The organism is Nocardioides litoris (assembly GCF_006346315.1).
GTDB lineage: Bacteria > Actinomycetota > Actinomycetes > Propionibacteriales > Nocardioidaceae > Nocardioides > Nocardioides litoris.
Genome location: NZ_VDMR01000002.1, coordinates 841753 through 856467, shown reverse-complemented (window position 1 = coordinate 856467; position 14715 = coordinate 841753). Strand labels below are relative to the sequence as shown.

Here is a 14715-nt window from a genome sequence, read left to right as displayed (position 1 = left end):
CTTCCCCGCACCGTTCTGACCCAACAAGCAGTGCACCTCACCCCGACGCACATCCAGGTCCACCCCACCCAACGCACGCACCCCCGAGAACTCCTTCACGATCCCCGTCATCTGCAACAAGGCATCGGGGTCGGTGGGCGCGAGGGTCGGGTCGGGCTGCTCGGCGGTCGTGGTCATGCGGACTCTCCTGACAGGGCGGGCCGGCGGGGGACGCGGGTGGGGTCGACGAAGACCTGGGCCAGGGAGGCAGTGGCGCCTCCGCAGACCGCGGCGCGGAACCCGAGGGTGGACAGCTCGACGCGGGTGCCGCCGGCGCCGGGCGCGAGGACGCCGACGCCGAGCTCGCGCTCGATCGCGGGCCGCATGTGGTGCCCGACGGCGGCGTAGTAGCCACCGAGCACGAGGACCGCGGGGTTGAGGGTGTTGCAGAGGATGGCCGCGCCGATGCCGACCCACTCGCCGACGCCGTCGAGGGCCTCGAGGGTGCGGGCGTCGCCGAGGTCGGCGCGCCGGTTGATCTCGGCGAGGCGCTCGTCGATGCCGAGGCGGGGGTTGCGGATCGGGTCGGTGGGGTCGGCGGCCCGCTCGAGGAGCGCCCGGAGACCGCTGACGGTCTCCCAGCAGCCCTGGCGGCCGCAGCCGCAGCGACGCCCGCGCGGCTCGACGATCATGTGGCCGAACTCGCCGGCGTACCCGTGGCTGCCCCGCAGCAGCCGGCCGTCGGCCACGATGCCGCCGCCGACGCCGATCTCGCCGTACAGGACCAGGATGTCCTGGCGCGAGGGGTCACCGGGCGTGGCCTCGGCCGCGGCCGCGAGGTTGGCCTCGTTGTCGACCACGACGGGGTAGGCGGGCGTGAGCCCGGCGCGCAGCACGGCGGCGACCGGGACGTCGTACCAGCCCAGGTTGGGGCCGTGGGTCAGGACGCCGGTGGTGCTGTCGTGCAGGCCCGCGACCCCGACGGTGAGGCCGAAGGCAGCGGCGCCGCGGGCGGCGAGCACCGCCTCGGTCTCGCGGACGAGGTCGATGAGGTGGGCGAGCACGTCGGCACTGTCGAGGGAGCGGGCGTCGAGCGCGAGCTTGCGCTCGTCGACGAGGTCGCCGCTCAGGTCGTGGGCCAGCGTCGCGACGTGGTTGACGTTGATCTCGGCACCGATGCCGCAGACCCAGCGGCCGTCGAGCTCGATGGCAGTGCCGGGCCGGCCGACGCTGCGCTGCACCTGCTGGCCCGCGGTGACCAGCCCGCGCTCGGTCAGCTCGGCGACCAGGGTGGACACCGTCGAGCGGGTCATCCCGAGGTCGGCGGCGAGGGAGGCACGCGAGCGGGGGCCGTGGTCGCGCAGGGACCGGAGGGCGAGGCCGAGGTTGGCCCGACGCAGGTCGAGGTTCTCCAGGCTGTGGTCGGTCGTGGTCTGGAAGGTGGACATCGGCACTCCTCTCGGCGTCCGGGCACGGTGGTACGACGCAGCGCGGGTCGCGCGCCGTCGGTGGCGGGGCACACGGGAGCGCCGCCCGAGGGCGCGTCCGGGTGCCGGGTCGGAGGGGCCGGGACGGGCCTCTGGCTGGACCCGGGCCCCGTGTGACCGCAGTCACGAGTTTGTTGGGACGGCGCCCAAACTAAGAGGTGGACCGAGAGGTATGCAACCCGGAGGGGTCTAGGCAAACCTCTCAGTTGCGGGCTTCGGGCGAACATTGTCCAACTTCTGGCTGGTCTCGTCGGAATTGGCTTGCGACCCCACCCACTGCTCGACCGCGGACAGGCCGGCCCCGACGAGCACGGCCCGCTCGCCGATGTCGCTCAGCACGACCTCCAGGTCGGCCGCGACGGCGGGCGGCGCGCTGCGGTAGACAGCCGTGCGGACTGCGTTGAGCAGGTGCGTGCCCAGGGCGGCCGTCGGGCCGCCGAGCACGACGCCCCGCGCGCCGGTCGCCGCGACCAGGCCGGCGAGGGCCTGGCCGACCCGCTGCCCCACGTCGCGCGCCAGCTGGACCGCGACCGGGTCGCCCGCCTCCACGGCGGCCACGACGTCGGCCGGCGCGAGCCGGTCGGCGTCGAGACCGGCGAGCATCGTGGCGAGGGTCTCCGACCGGCCGCGGCGGGCCAGCGCGGTCGCCTGGTCGGCGATGGCCGAGGCCCCGGCGAAGGCGTCGAGGCACCCGGTCCGCCCGCAGGTGCACACCGGCCCGAACTCCTCGACCTGCACGTGGCCGACCTCGCCCGCCCGCCCGTCGGCCCCCCCGAGGAGCCGGCCGTCGACGAACGTCGCCGCGGTGACCCCCTGCCCCAGCCGGAGCGCCACCAGGTCGTCGTACCCGCGGAAGAGGCCGGCGTGCCGCTCGCCCAGGGCCATCGCCCGCGCCGAGGGCAGCACCGAGAGCGGGACGTCGTCGCGGCCGCGGCACACCTGCGCCAGCACGGACACGGCCAGCGGCCCGCCCGGGTCGGCCGCGGCGACGACGGTGGCCTCGGGGCGGGCGTCGGCCAGCAGCTCGTCGACGGCCGTGGCGATCGCGGCGGCGGCGTCCGCCACCTCGACGCCGTACGGCGCCAGGTCGATGCTCACGCCGCCGGTGAGGCCGAGCTGCCCGCTGACGGTGGCGACCCGGGCGCGGCGCTCGCCGAGGGAGACGGCGACGAAGACGCGGCGGGCGGCGATCCGGACCGTCACCGACCGCCGGCCGCCCGAGCTGGGGGCGGGCGGGCCGTCCTCGAGCACGCCGTCGGCGTACAGCCGGCGCACCACGGCCGAGACGGTCGTCCGGGGCTGGCCGACGTGGTCGGCGAGGGCGGCCTTGGTCTGCGGCCCGTGGTCGCGCAGCCGGCGCAGCAGCGCGGCGGCGAGTCCGTCCTCCACGGGCCCAACGTCTCACACCCGCCTTGTTCCAAAAACGCGCGCCGCCGGAAGAACGGCCCCTACCATCGACCCAGCGGGGTCCCTGCCCCGTCCGCCACGAGCGCCGTCGTCCCACGTCCCCCGGCACACCGGCGCTCCTGGCCCGGCGCCCCGCCTCGTCCCCGACGAGGCGGGGCTGCCGAAGCCGCGGGCTACCCTCCGGGGCGTGACGAGGCGAAGGACACGGGCGCTGCTCGCCCCCGCGGCCTGCGCGGCCGTCGTCGTCGGCGTGCTCGTGGCCGGCGGCCAGGACGACCCACCCGCGCCCACCGCCCCCACCGCGCCCACCGCGGCCGAGGAGGTCACGCACGCCGACTTCTGCGCCGGGTTCGGGCGCCTCGCGTCGGCCCGGTCGACGGTCCTGTCCGCACCGGGTCCCGACGCCGTGGCGTCGTTGCGCGCCGCCGCCCGCGAGGTCGGCGACCTGGCGCGGTCGGCCGAGCTGCCGGCGGAGGCTCGCCGCGGCGCCACCACGGTGGCCGACTCGCTCGCCGCGCTGCCCGACACCGCCGGTCTCGACGAGGTCGTGGCCGTCGACGACCTGGCGGGTCCCGCCGAGGCCGACGCCGCGGCGCTCTCGGACTTCATCGGCGCGACCTGCGACACGAGCGCCCCGCCCGGCTGACCACGCCCCGGTCACCCGTGGGGGTGACGCTCGACCCCCGGGCAGCGCGGAGGGTGGGCCCCGCACCTCCGTGGCCGGGCCTCGGCCCGGTCCTCCGACCTCTCGGGGCTTGGTGTTCGTCATGAAGCCGCACCGACCCACCGTGGTCCGCTCCGACGAGCTGTACGCCGCCACGTGCGCGTGCGGCTGGCGCGGGACCGGCGCCTTCCCCACCCCGCACGGCGCGCACGCCGAGCTCGCCGAGCACGTCGGCCACGACGGCCAGCTCGAACCGGGCGGTCCGCCAGCCACGCCCTGAGCGTCAGCCGCGGACGCCGTCGAGCACGAACCAGACCGTCGCGCCCGCCGCGTCGAGGTCGGAGCCCCACCGCGCCGCCAGCGCAGCGACCAGCTGCAGCCCGCGGCCGTGCACCCGCAGCGGGTCGTCGTGCAGACCGCCCGCGTCGAGCGGACGGGTGCCGCGGTGGTTGCCGCGGTCGCGGACCAGGACCGTGAGCACGTCGTCCTCGAGGACGGCCCGGACCTCGGCCGGCGCACCGGTGTGGACCACGGCGTTGGTGACCAGCTCGGACAGGCACAGCACCGCGGTGTCGACGGTGTCGTCGTCGACGCCCCACTCCTCGAGCCGCCCGCGCACGGTGCGCCGCGCCCCGCCGACGGCCCGGGGCTCACCCGGCACGTCGATGTCGACCGCCAGGGCGCCCTCGGGCACCGGGACCGCGGCCAGGGCCCCGTCGGGCCGGGCCGCGCGGGCCCGGGCGACGCGCAGCTCCTGGGCCAGCCCGTCGGTCCCGGGGACCAGGTCGGCCGGGTCGACCGACGCGTCGACGTACACCAGGACGCCGCCGAGGACCTGGCCGTGGACGACGAGCGGCGCCGCGGCCAGGCCGGCGGCCGACCCGCCCGACTGCCGCTCGACGAAGGACGGGAACCGCGCCGCCAGCTCGTCCCACCCGCCGGTGACGACCCGGCCGCGCCGGACCACCTCGTTGAGCGGGACGTCGTCGTAGGCGTCGATGTGGCACCAGTCGACGACCGGGCCGTCGCGGTCGGAGGCGGTGAACCGCAGCCGACGTCCGCCGCCCTCCACCAGCGCAACGCACGCGCGCACGACACCGGGCGTGCGGGCGAGCTCCTCGAGCCGGCGTCGTACGACGGTGTCGGCGACGTCGACGGCGGCGCCCTGGGCGGAGGTCACCGGGCCCTGGCCCCCAGCCGCGCGACGAGCTCGGCCGCCCAGCCGTCGGCGCCGGCGTGGTCGTCGGCCGCCACCGTGACCACGGTGTCGCCGAGGAACAGCACGAGCTGGCCGTGGGCGCCGTGCAGCCGCCAGGCCGGGCCGGGGCCGTCCCAGCCGGCCAGGGCGTAGCGCCGGTAGCCCGGGGCGGCGTCGGGCCGCTCCCACCAGCCCGAGTGCATCGCGCGCGGCCAGCGGGCCGCGACGAGCCGCCGCCCGTCCCAGAGCCCGTCGTCGCGGACGAGCCGGCCCAGGCGGGCGGTCTCGGCGCACCGCAGGGGCAGGCCACCTGCGCCGACGACGTACCCCTGCGGGCAGCGCTCCCACGCCGGCGGGTCGATGCCGAGCGGGTCGAGGAGCCGGTCCTGCACCCACGCGGCGACGTCGCCGACGACGGCCGCGAGGGCGCGCACCGCGGTGTAGGTGCTGGCCGTGGAGTACTGGAAGGCCCGCGCCGGCGCGGGCCGGGAGAGCATCTCGTGGGCGACGTCGGGCCAGTCGGCGAACAGGGTCGGCGACCAGGGGAGGTCGATGCCGCTGGTCATCCCGAGCAGGTGACGGGTCGTCACCGCCTCGACCCCGGGGCCGGGGACGACGTCGGGCAGGTAGGTCAGGACGGGTACGTCGACGTCGTAGCGACCCTCGTCGCAGGCGACCCCGACCGCGAGCACGCACAGGCCCTTGGCGACCGAGTGCACGTCACGGGCCACGTCGGCCTCGACGGCGTGCTGGGCCTCGTCGTCGCCCACCCGCGCATGGACGACCTGCAGCCCGAACCCGCGGCTCCGCGCGAGGTCGACGGCCAGGTCGACGACCTGCTGCGCCCTGCCCACGACCCGGGCCGCTCAGCCGGCGATCTCGGCGTCGACCACGACCAGGTCGGGGTCGAGCTGGAGGAGGATCGCGTGGCCCCAGAAGACGTCGCCGTCGTCGTAGTCGGGCGTGACCGACCCGTCGGCCCCGATCGACAGCGACGCCAGCCGGATGCGGTCGGCGAGCGCGTCGGCGGTCAGCGGCGTCGCACCACGCCCGTGCTCGTCGGCCTCGTCGGCCCCGTCGGCCCCGTCGGCCTCGTCCTGCCAGTGCCGGGCGAGCTCGAGCAGGTGGGTCGCGGCGCCGGTCCGCCACCGGGCGTCGAGGGTCGCCAGGTCGGCCACGACGTCCCCCAGGCGGGCCAGCGCGGCGTCGCACGTCTCGGCGCCCTCCGGGCGACCGGGGTCGGCGTCGAGGGACAGCCCCACCTCGAGCTCGCCCCAGGCGAGGGTGCCGCCGAACCAGCCGTGGCTGCGGGTCAGCGTGAGGTCGCCGACCCCGGCCAGGCCCGAGGCGAGCACGGTCGGGGTGGTCCAGCGCGCGAGCCGCTCGTCGAGCGCGGGCACCTGCGTCGTGCCGACCACCTCGTCGAGGGCCAGGCTGGCCGGCACCGACGTGGAACGACGCCCGCGGACGACGTACTGGGTGTGCGGCTCGAGGGCGTGCGGTCCCGCGCCCCGCTGGTCGAGCGGGACGAGCCACGTGAGGCGGCCGCCGTCGACCAGGGCGCCGTGCTCGTCGACGTGGGCGACGAGGGTGACGGTGCGGGTCCAGAGCGCGTCGTCACGCACGCTGTGCCCACCGCCGGTCCAGTCGCCCGTCAGCACCGTGAGCTCGGCGGGCTCGGCGACGTGGCGACCGTCGAACGCCTCCCGCTGCTCCGCCTCGTCCACCGCGTGATCGTGGCACGGAGGCGTGGGCCGGCGACACCTACCCGCTGGCGATCGGCGACCACGCGGCTCGGCTCCGGGTCGGCGGGGGCGGCGGGGCGGCAGGGGCGCGGTGGGCGTGGAGGGGCGGGGCTGCCTCCTCCGCATGACGCCCCGTGCCACGGTCGCCCGACCGCAGCAAGCGCCGGGCCGAGCGGGAGCGCTCGTCACCCCTCCAGGTCGCCCGCGGCTGGTTGCATGGACGCATGGACCTCCGGACCGCCCTGGCCCGCGTGCCGGACGACCCGCGCGTGGTCGTCAGCGGCAACCACGCGACCCCGTGGCACACCCTCGGCCTCGTGGACGCCGCGCTCGACTCCTACCGCCTGTGGGCGCTCAACGGCCAGCGCGGCCTCCCCGACCGTGACGGCGTCGTGCTCGAGACGTCGTTCGTCGGGCCGGGTCAGCGCCGGAGCCCGCGCCTGCACTACGTGCCCTCGCGCCTCTCGCTCGTGCCCCTGCTCCTCGGCGGGCCCCAGGCGCCCGACGTGGTCGTGCTGCACACCACCCGGCCCCGCGCCGGCAAGCTCTCCCTCGGCATCGAGGTCAACGTGCTCCCCGCGGCCGTCGAGGCCGCCCGCCGGCGCGGCGGGGTGGTCGTCGCGCAGGTCAACGACCGCCTGCCCTGGACGTACGGCGACGCCGAGCTCGACCTCGACATGGTCGACGTCCTCGTCGAGGCGGACGAGCCGCTCGCCGCGGCCACCGGGGTGCCGCTCGACGCCGACGCGGTCCGGATCGGCGAGCTCGTCGCCGAGCGGGTGCCCGACGGTGCGACCCTGCAGGCCGGCATCGGCGCCGTGCCCGACGCGACGCTCGCCGGCCTGCGCGACCGGCGCGGGCTGCGGGTGTGGACCGAGATGTTCTCCGACTCCGTGCTGGCCCTGGAGAAGGCGGGCGCGCTCGACCGCGCGGTGCCGCTGACCGCGTCGTTCCTGTTCGGGTCCCAGGAGCTGCTCGACTGGGTCGACGGCAACGAGCGCATCCACATGGTCCGCACCGAGACGGCCAACGACCCGGCGCTGATCGCGGCCAACCCGGCGATGACGAGCGTCAACACCGCGCTCCAGGTCGACCTGTTCGGCCAGGCCAACGCCTCGCGCATCGGCGCCCGCATCCACTCCGGGTTCGGCGGCCAGACCGACTTCATCGTCGGCGCCCTGCACAGCCACGGCGGCCAGGCGTTCATGGCGCTGCGGTCCTGGCACCCCAAGGCCGACGTCTCGACGATCGTGCCGCTGGTCGACGAGCCGGTGACGTCGTTCCAGCCGAGCGCCGTCGTCACCGAGCAGGGCCTGGCCGCGATGTTCGGGCACGACCAGGCCACCCAGGCCCGGCACCTCGTCGACCACGCCGCCCACCCGGCCGTGCGCGAGGAGCTGCGCGAGGAGGCGGTCGAGCTCGGGCTGCTCCGGGCGTAGGCCTGCGGCCCCGCTAGCGTGCGGTGGTGACCGAGGTGAGCCGGACCCGCCCGACCGAGATCGGGCTGCCCGGCCCGACCCCGCGGGACATGCTGCGGTCGATGCGGTTCATCAGCCGGGAGCCGCTGGCCTTCCTCGGCCGGATGGCCGCCGAGCACGGCGACACCGTCGCGTTCCCGATCCCGGGCCCGCCGGTGCTGCTGGTCAACGACCCGGCCGACGTGCAGCGGGTGCTGCGCACCGGTGGCCGCAGCTGGTCCAAGCAGACCGTGCAGTACGCCGCGTTCGCGCGGGTCACCGGGCCGGGCCTGCTCGCGGCCGACGGACCGACCTGGCTCGCCCACCGGCGCGTGGCCGCCCCGGCCTTCCACCACGAGCGCATCGAGGCCCTCGGGGGGCTGGTGGGCGAGGCGGTCGACGACGCCGTCGCGGCCCGGCTGCGCACGCCGGCCTTCGCCTCGGGCGACGTCGCCGACCTCGCCGAGCTGTGCCACCACGTCGGGCTCGACGTCGTCGGACGCACCCTGTTCTCCGTCGACCTCACCGGCCAGGCCGCCGAGCTGCTGCGGACGACGGGATCGGCGGCCGAGCTCGTGGTGCGGCAGGGCCGCTCGCTGGTCTCCACCCTCGCCTGGGCCCCCACGCCGACCAACCTGCGCCTGCTGGCCGCCCGGCGACGCCTGGCCCGGGCCACGGCCGGTCTCGTCGCGCAGCGCCGCGACGCCGTGGGCCCCGGCGCGGCGTCGTACGGCGACGACCTGCTGGGCCTGCTGCTCGACAGCGACCTCACCGACGAGCAGGTGGGCGACGAGCTGGTCACGATGGTCATCGCCGGCCACGAGACCGTCGCCTCGGCGCTGTCGTGGACGCTGATGCTGCTGGCCGAGCACCCCGCGGCGCAGGACCGGCTGCGGGCCGAGGTCGCCGCCGCCGGCGAGGTCTCCTTCCTGCGCCACCGCGAGGCACTGCCGTTCACCCGCGCGGTGGTCGACGAGGCGCTGCGGCTCTTCCCGCCGGCCTGGGTGGTCTCCCGCCGCGCCCGCGAGGACGACCACCTCGCCGGGCGCGACGTGCCCGCCGGCACGTTGGCCATCATCAGCCCCTGGCTGGTCCAGCGCCGGGCCGAGGACTGGCCCGACCCCGAGGCGTTCGACCCCGGGCGGTTCGCCGACGGGGCGACCCAGCGGCCGGCGTACCTGCCGTTCGGGGCGGGGCCGCGGCTGTGCATCGGTCGTGAGCTCGCGCTCGCCGAGATGGTGGTGGTGCTGGCCCGCCTGCTGGGCGAGTTCCGCGTGTCGTTGCCGCCGGGCTACGTGCGCCCGGCCCCCGAGACGCTCGCGGCGGTCCAGCCCGAGGGCGGCATGCCGCTGGTCGTCACCCGGGCCTGACCAGCCGCACCCCGAACGGGTACGCCGCGAGCTCGCGGCCGTCCGGCCCGGCGAGGAGCAGCTCGTGCCCGCCCTCCTCGAACAGGTCGACCAGCACGTCCTCGTGCGCGTAGCGGCCCGGCGGGAGCACCGTCAGCCGGTGCGCCACGGCGCTCGACCCGTCGGGCCGGCGCACGCCGACCTCGAGCTCGACCGGCCCCTCGTCGGCACCCGACCACACCACGACGACCGCGAGCCGCACGGTGCCCGGCAGGTCGGCCACGACCACCTCGCCGAACGCCGCCCCGGCGACCTGCAGCCGGTCGTCGACGGTCGCGGCCGCGAGGCCCGGGAAGAAGCCGTGGACCCGCACCCGGCCAGTCAAGACACCCCCGCCCACGGCCGCCCCACCCCGGCGGGGTTGGCCGCGGGGGAGACGATCGAGGCATGACCCGACGCCGCCGGTCCCGCCCGCTCCTGCTCGCCGGCCTGGCCGCGAGCGCCGCGCTCGTCGCCGGGTGCTCCTCCGACGGCGACACCGAGGACGCGCTCGAGGGCGGCAACACCGCCGCCGGCGCGCAGACCGCGGCCGCCGTCCCCGAGGACGAACGGCCGTTCGACGTCGAGCCGGTCGACACCTTCGGCGAGCCGTGGGCCATGGCCTTCCTGCCCGGGTCGGGCGACCTGCTGGTCACCGAGCGCAGCGGCGTCCTGCACCTGCGCGACCAGGAGACCGGCGCGCGCGTCGAGGTCGCCGGGGTGCCCGAGGTCGTCGCTGCCGGGCAGGGCGGCCTGGGCGACGTGCTCCCCGCGCCGTCGTACGCCGAGGACGGGGCGCTCTACCTCAGCTGGGTCGAGGCGGGCGACAGCGGCACGTCGGGCGCGGTGGTGGGCCGGGCCCGCCTGGTCGACGCCGACGGGGCGCAGCCGCGGCTCGAGGGCCTCGAGGTGGTGTGGCGCCAGGCGCCGAAGGTCGACGGCGACGGCCACTTCTCGCACCGGCTGGCCCTCGACCCCGACGGGCAGCACCTCTACGTCAGCTCCGGCGACCGCCAGCAGGGCGACCCCGCCCAGGACACGACCAACACCCTCGGCAGCATCGTGCGGCTGACCCTCGACGGCGAGCCCGCACCGGGCAACCCGCTGGCCGGCCAGGGCGACGCGTCCGCCGAGATCTGGAGCTGGGGCCACCGCAACCCGCTCGGCCTCGAGTTCTCCCCCGACGGCACGCTGTGGTCCTCCGAGATGGGTCCCGAGGGCGGCGACGAGCTCAACCTGGTCGAGCCGGGCGGCAACTACGGCTGGCCCGAGGCGTCCAACGGCAGCGACTACGGCGGCGGGGAGATCCCGGACCACGCGGAGGGCGACGGGTTCGTGGCGCCCCTGGCCTGGTGGACCCCGAGCATCTCCCCCGGCAGCCTGATGGTGTACGACGGCGAGGCGTTCCCCGACTGGCAGGGCGACGCGTTCCTCGGCGCGCTGTCCGGCGAGGCGCTGGTCCGCGTCGACCTCGACGGCCGCACGGCCGGCGCCATCGAGGCCTGGGACATGGGCCAGCGCATCCGGGCCGTCGAGCAGGCCCCCGACGGGTCGGTCTGGCTGCTGGAGGACGCCGGCTCCGGGCGGCTGCTGCACCTGACGCCGGCCGGGGGCAGCTGACCCCCGACGTCAGGTGATCTCGGACGTGGGCTGCAGGACGGCCTCGACGAGGGCGCCGCTGCGCAGGTGGGTGCCGGCCTGGTAGGCCGGGTCACGCACCATGGCGGAGAAGGCCCGCCGCGTCGGGTAGCGCACGAGCAGGACGGCGTCCCACGCCTGGCCCTCCTCCGCGACCAGGGCGGTGTCGCCGCGTCCGTGGTAGACGAGCTCGGCGCCGTGCACCGTCGCGGTCGCCCGGAAGTGGCGGACGTACTCGGCGTACGCCTCCTCGCCGCCGGGCGCGAAGCGCAGCAGGTTGAGCATGACGACGGGGCCGTCGGGGTCGGCCTCGATGAAGGCCTTGAGGCCGGGGCCGGTGGGGTCGATGGCCACAGGGCCTCCTGGGCGGTCGGGAGTGGACGCCCAGGATCGTCTCAGGCCGCGTCGACCAGCCGGAACTGATGCCGGCCGCGGTCGTCCGTCGTGACGTCGAGGACGTGCCCGTCGAGCTCCGCCTCGACGCCGGGTGCGAGGTAGACGCGGGCGCCGTCGAGGAGGACCTCCTGCGCGCCGCCGGTCGGCTCGGCCACCGCGGCGACGGTCAGCCGACCGTCACCGACCGGGTCGGCGATCTGCAGGCCCGACGCCGACCCGAGCCGCGGGTGGCTGGTGAGGGTGCGGATGACGGACAGGGCGGGCGCGGTGACGGTGACCATGGGGTCCTCCTGGTGATCGGTGTCGGGTCCGGGCCGCCGGGTGGGGCGGCCGACCCCTCCATGCAGCCAGCGGCCGCCGCCGCGGACAAGGGTGCCGCCGGCTTCGGCGCAGACCCGGCGGTCGGTCGTCATCCGGCTGCAACATGCCTCAGGGGCAGCCGCCCAGGCCCGCCCGGTCGGCGCCCGCGACGAGCTGCCGGTAGTCCTCTGCCCCCACCGCCGCCTCGGTGAGCGCCCCACCGGGCAGGGGCACCGGCACGGGCTGCTGCTCGGCCTCCCCGTCGGGGTCGGCACCCGGGTCGACGCCGTCGGTGGCGTCGGTCGCGGTGAGCACGACCGTGTCGACGCCCGGGCCGGAGACGACGGTCAGCACGACCTGGCCCACCGCCAGGGGCAGGCGCTCGGCGCTGATGGCCCCCGACGTCGTGAGGGCGAGCACGGCCGTGCCGTCGACGACCTCGGTCACGCGCAGCGATGACTCCGGCGGCAGGGCGGTGGAGCGGCCGCGGGCGCGCTCGTCGTCCGTGGGCCCGGCGACCAGGGCAGCCACCAGGGCCTCGGCCGCCGCGAGCGGTGGGTCGTCGCACCTCGCGTCGACCGGCGAGGGGGCCAGCCGCGCGCCGTCCTCCCAGTAGACAGCGGGCCCTCCGGGCACGGACTCCGCGGCCGAGGGCGGCGCCGACGGGCCGACCGGGTCGAGCAGGCGGTAGGGCACGTCGGCGTCGTCGACCCGCACCACCGGGTCGTCGGTCGGCACCCCGCACGAGGCCGTCGCCCCGGCCAGCACCCCGGCCAGCACCCCGGCCAGCACCCCGGCCGCCGCGCGCCTCACGACCGGTCCCCCACCGACGGCAGCCGGACCACGAAGTCCGCGCCGCCCCCGGCCCGCGCCTCGCACCACACCTGGCCGCCGTGGTTGACGACGGTCTGCCGCACGATGCTCAGCCCGAGCCCGCTGCCGGTGCCGACCTTCTGGCCGCCGGCCCGGGCGAACCGCTCGAAGACCCGCTCCCGCTCCTCGGCGGGTACGCCGGGGCCGTCGTCCTCGACGTGCAGCTCGACGACCCCGGGCAGCCCGACCACCCGGACGCGCCGCAGGCCGCCGGCGTGGATGGTCGCGTTGCGCACGAGGTTGGCCAGCGCGCGCACGACCTGCGGTCGGTCGACGCGCACCGTCCGGGCCAGGGCGGCGGCGTCGCCCTCGAGCCGTCCCTCGGCCGGCACCGACGCTGCGGCGAGCGACTGGTGCACGAGGTCCGCGACCCCGACGGGGGACGGGTCGCGCTCCCGCGCTCCGGCGTCGAGGCGGCCGATGACGAGCAGGTCCTCCAGCGCCAGCCGGAAGCGCGCGAGCTCGTCGGACATCAGCGCGACCGCGCTCGCCGTGCGCGGGGACAGGTCGCTCGCCCCCTCCAAGAGGCTGAGACTCGTCGTCAGGGTCGTCACCGGCGTCCGCAGCTCGTGGCTGACGTCGGCGGCGAACCGGGCGTCCCGCTCGATGCGCTCCTGCACGGCGTCGACCATCTCGTTGAAGGCCACGACGAGCGGCTCGAGGTCGGGGTCGCCGCCGGCGTCGAGCCGGGTGGTGACGTCGCCGTCGGCGACCCGGGTGGCGGCCCCCGCGACCCGGCGCAGCGGGCGCAGCACCTGCCGCACGGCGGCGCGGCCGACCAGCGCCCCCGCGACCGTGGTCACGACCGCGCTCGTCCACAGCGCGATGGCCAGCGTCGACAGCGTGCGGTCGAGCTCCTCGGCCTCGACCACCTCGTAGTACTCGCCGCCCACGGCGGGCAGCGGCACCCCGACCACGACCGACGGCGGGTCGGTCTCGTCGGTCCACGCCAGCGCCACCGAGCCGTCGGCGACGACCGGCCGGACCTCGTCGGTGAGGTCGGGCCCGGCGGCGTCGAGGCTGGAGGAGTACCAACGGCCGTCGAGCCGCAGCAGGATGACCGCGCCCGGCGGGGGCGAGATCGAGCCGAGCACGTCGCTCACCTCGGCCCCCGAGGTCAGCAGGCTGTCGCGCACGAGCGCGGCATCGGCGTACGCCTGCCGGGTGGCGGTGCGCTCGCGCTGGTCGACCAGCTGGTGCCGGGCCGCCAGGTAGGTGCCCAGGGCCAGCACCGCGGAGATCAGGAGGGCGCCGACCGCGAACGCGAGCGTGACGGTCGCGCGGAGGCCGGCGCGGCGCCGCGGGCGCGGCCGGCTCATCGCACGTCGAGGCGGTAGCCCAGGCCGCGGACGGTGACCAGCACCGTGGGCGAGGACGGCTCGGGCTCGATCTTCTTGCGGAGCCGGCGCACGTGCACGTCGACCAGGCGCTCGTCGCCGTGGACGCTGTGGTCCCACACGTGCTCGAGCAGGGCCTCGCGGCTCAGCACCCGCCCGGCGTGGTCGAGCAGCACGCACAGCAGCCGGTACTCGGTGTGCGTCAGGTGGACCTCCGCACCCGCTCGGGTCAGCAGCGCCGCGCCCCGGTCGAGCACCAGGCCGGAGGCGGGGTCGACGACCTCGAGGTCGGCGTCGGGCGAGCGCTCGCTGCCGGCCATGGCGGGCCGGCGCAGCAGCGCCTTGAGCCGCGCCTTGAGCTCGGGCACCTCGAACGGCTTGGTGACGTAGTCGTCGGCGCCGGCCTCGAGCGCGGCCACCACGTCCTGCACCCCGTCGCGTGCCGAGACGACGACGATCGGCGCCTCGGTGGTGGGGCGCACCCGCTGGATGAAGGAGAACCCGTCCATCCCGCCCAGCACCAGGTCGACCAGGATGAGGTCGGGCGCGCGCGCCGCGACCACCTCGAGCGCCTCCTCGGCGCGCGAGGCCTCGTCGACGTCGTACCCCGCGTCCTCGAGCACCAGGCGCAGCGAGCGCCGCAGGCCCACGTCGTCCTCGAGCACGAGCAACCGGGTCATCACCGCACCCTAGTGGGGCCCCGGTCGCGGCCCGGTCGACCCGCTGCGCTGTCACACGACTGCCGCACGGCGGTCCGGGCCGTCGTCATCTGCGCCGGGCACGCTGGACGTACGTCGACCCGCCCGGTCCCCGGTGGGCCCGGGCGGGGTCGACGCCCAGCCGTCC

The 14715-nt window shown here is 76.8% G+C and carries 16 protein-coding genes; 5 read left to right on the top strand and 11 right to left on the bottom strand.

Annotated elements, in window-relative coordinates; all coding sequences use genetic code 11:
- Positions 1-173: 173 nt before the first annotated feature.
- Both FJQ57_RS12155 and FJQ57_RS12150 read right to left on the bottom strand, forming a co-directional pair.
- Positions 174-1427 (bottom strand): ROK family transcriptional regulator, encoded by a 1254-nt coding sequence (locus FJQ57_RS12155; RefSeq protein WP_139980503.1) that lies wholly within the window; start codon positions 1425-1427, stop codon positions 174-176.
- Positions 1428-1655: 228 nt separating this feature from the next.
- Complete coding sequence (locus FJQ57_RS12150) at positions 1656-2855, bottom strand: ROK family protein (protein ID WP_139980501.1); 1200 nt, start codon at positions 2853-2855, stop codon at positions 1656-1658.
- A 205-nt stretch (positions 2856-3060) separates the two neighbouring features.
- Here FJQ57_RS12150 and FJQ57_RS12145 point away from each other — a divergent pair, with 205 nt between their 5' ends.
- Positions 3061-3519, top strand: coding sequence for a hypothetical protein (locus FJQ57_RS12145; protein WP_139980499.1), 459 nt, complete (start codon positions 3061-3063; stop codon positions 3517-3519).
- A gap of 121 nt (positions 3520-3640) precedes the next feature.
- Positions 3641-3817, top strand: a complete 177-nt coding sequence (locus FJQ57_RS22515) for a hypothetical protein (RefSeq protein ID WP_170219410.1) — start codon at positions 3641-3643, stop codon at positions 3815-3817.
- Between the two features lie 3 nt (positions 3818-3820).
- On the opposite strand, the gene FJQ57_RS12140 is transcribed toward FJQ57_RS22515, so the two are convergent.
- The 3 genes from FJQ57_RS12140 to FJQ57_RS12130 are packed head-to-tail and all read right to left on the bottom strand — an operon-like array spanning position 3821 to position 6462.
- Entirely contained in the window at positions 3821-4717 is an 897-nt protein-coding gene (locus FJQ57_RS12140; protein WP_170219409.1) for an ATP-binding protein, read from the bottom strand.
- Positions 4714-5589: a serine hydrolase domain-containing protein gene (locus tag FJQ57_RS12135; RefSeq protein ID WP_139980495.1), complete on the bottom strand. Its 876-nt coding sequence runs from the start codon at positions 5587-5589 to the stop codon at positions 4714-4716. Before FJQ57_RS12135 ends, FJQ57_RS12140 begins: the two co-directional genes overlap by 4 nt.
- Before the next feature lie 12 nt (positions 5590-5601).
- Positions 5602-6462, bottom strand: a complete 861-nt coding sequence (locus tag FJQ57_RS12130; RefSeq protein WP_170219408.1) for a DUF2262 domain-containing protein — start codon at positions 6460-6462, stop codon at positions 5602-5604.
- A 242-nt stretch (positions 6463-6704) separates the two neighbouring features.
- Here FJQ57_RS12130 and FJQ57_RS12125 point away from each other — a divergent pair, with 242 nt between their 5' ends.
- Together FJQ57_RS12125 and FJQ57_RS12120 are read left to right on the top strand one after the other, a co-directional pair.
- Positions 6705-7919, top strand: coding sequence for an acetyl-CoA hydrolase/transferase family protein (locus tag FJQ57_RS12125; protein WP_139980491.1), 1215 nt, complete (start codon positions 6705-6707; stop codon positions 7917-7919).
- A 26-nt stretch (positions 7920-7945) separates the two neighbouring features.
- Positions 7946-9307 carry a cytochrome P450 gene (locus FJQ57_RS12120; protein WP_139980489.1) on the top strand — a complete coding sequence of 454 codons (1362 nt, stop codon included), beginning with the start codon at positions 7946-7948 and terminating at the stop codon, positions 9305-9307.
- Here FJQ57_RS12120 and FJQ57_RS12115 read toward each other — a convergent pair.
- Positions 9294-9659: a hypothetical protein gene (locus FJQ57_RS12115; protein WP_139980487.1), complete on the bottom strand. Its 366-nt coding sequence runs from the start codon at positions 9657-9659 to the stop codon at positions 9294-9296. The two genes, FJQ57_RS12120 and FJQ57_RS12115, sit on opposite strands and share 14 nt — an antisense overlap.
- Before the next feature lie 74 nt (positions 9660-9733).
- Here FJQ57_RS12115 and FJQ57_RS12110 point away from each other — a divergent pair, with 74 nt between their 5' ends.
- Entirely contained in the window at positions 9734-10945 is a 1212-nt protein-coding gene (locus FJQ57_RS12110; RefSeq protein WP_139980485.1) for a PQQ-dependent sugar dehydrogenase, read from the top strand.
- 9 nt (positions 10946-10954) lie between these two features.
- Here FJQ57_RS12110 and FJQ57_RS12105 read toward each other — a convergent pair whose 3' ends face one another.
- The 5 genes from FJQ57_RS12105 to FJQ57_RS12085 form a co-directional block, all read right to left on the bottom strand.
- Entirely contained in the window at positions 10955-11317 is a 363-nt protein-coding gene (locus FJQ57_RS12105) for a DUF1330 domain-containing protein (protein WP_139980483.1), read from the bottom strand.
- Between the two features lie 41 nt (positions 11318-11358).
- Positions 11359-11640: a Fe-S cluster assembly protein HesB gene (locus FJQ57_RS12100; RefSeq protein ID WP_139980481.1), complete on the bottom strand. Its 282-nt coding sequence runs from the start codon at positions 11638-11640 to the stop codon at positions 11359-11361.
- A gap of 148 nt (positions 11641-11788) precedes the next feature.
- The gene (locus tag FJQ57_RS12095; RefSeq protein WP_170219407.1) at positions 11789-12472 is read right to left on the bottom strand and encodes a GerMN domain-containing protein; all 684 of its coding nucleotides are present in this window, start codon (positions 12470-12472) and stop codon (positions 11789-11791) included.
- Complete coding sequence (locus FJQ57_RS12090; protein ID WP_139980477.1) at positions 12469-13851, bottom strand: sensor histidine kinase; 1383 nt, start codon at positions 13849-13851, stop codon at positions 12469-12471. Before FJQ57_RS12090 ends, FJQ57_RS12095 begins: the two co-directional genes overlap by 4 nt.
- Positions 13848-14549, bottom strand: coding sequence for a response regulator transcription factor (locus FJQ57_RS12085; RefSeq protein WP_246081762.1), 702 nt, complete (start codon positions 14547-14549; stop codon positions 13848-13850). Before FJQ57_RS12085 ends, FJQ57_RS12090 begins: the two co-directional genes overlap by 4 nt.
- Positions 14550-14715: the final 166 nt, after the last annotated feature.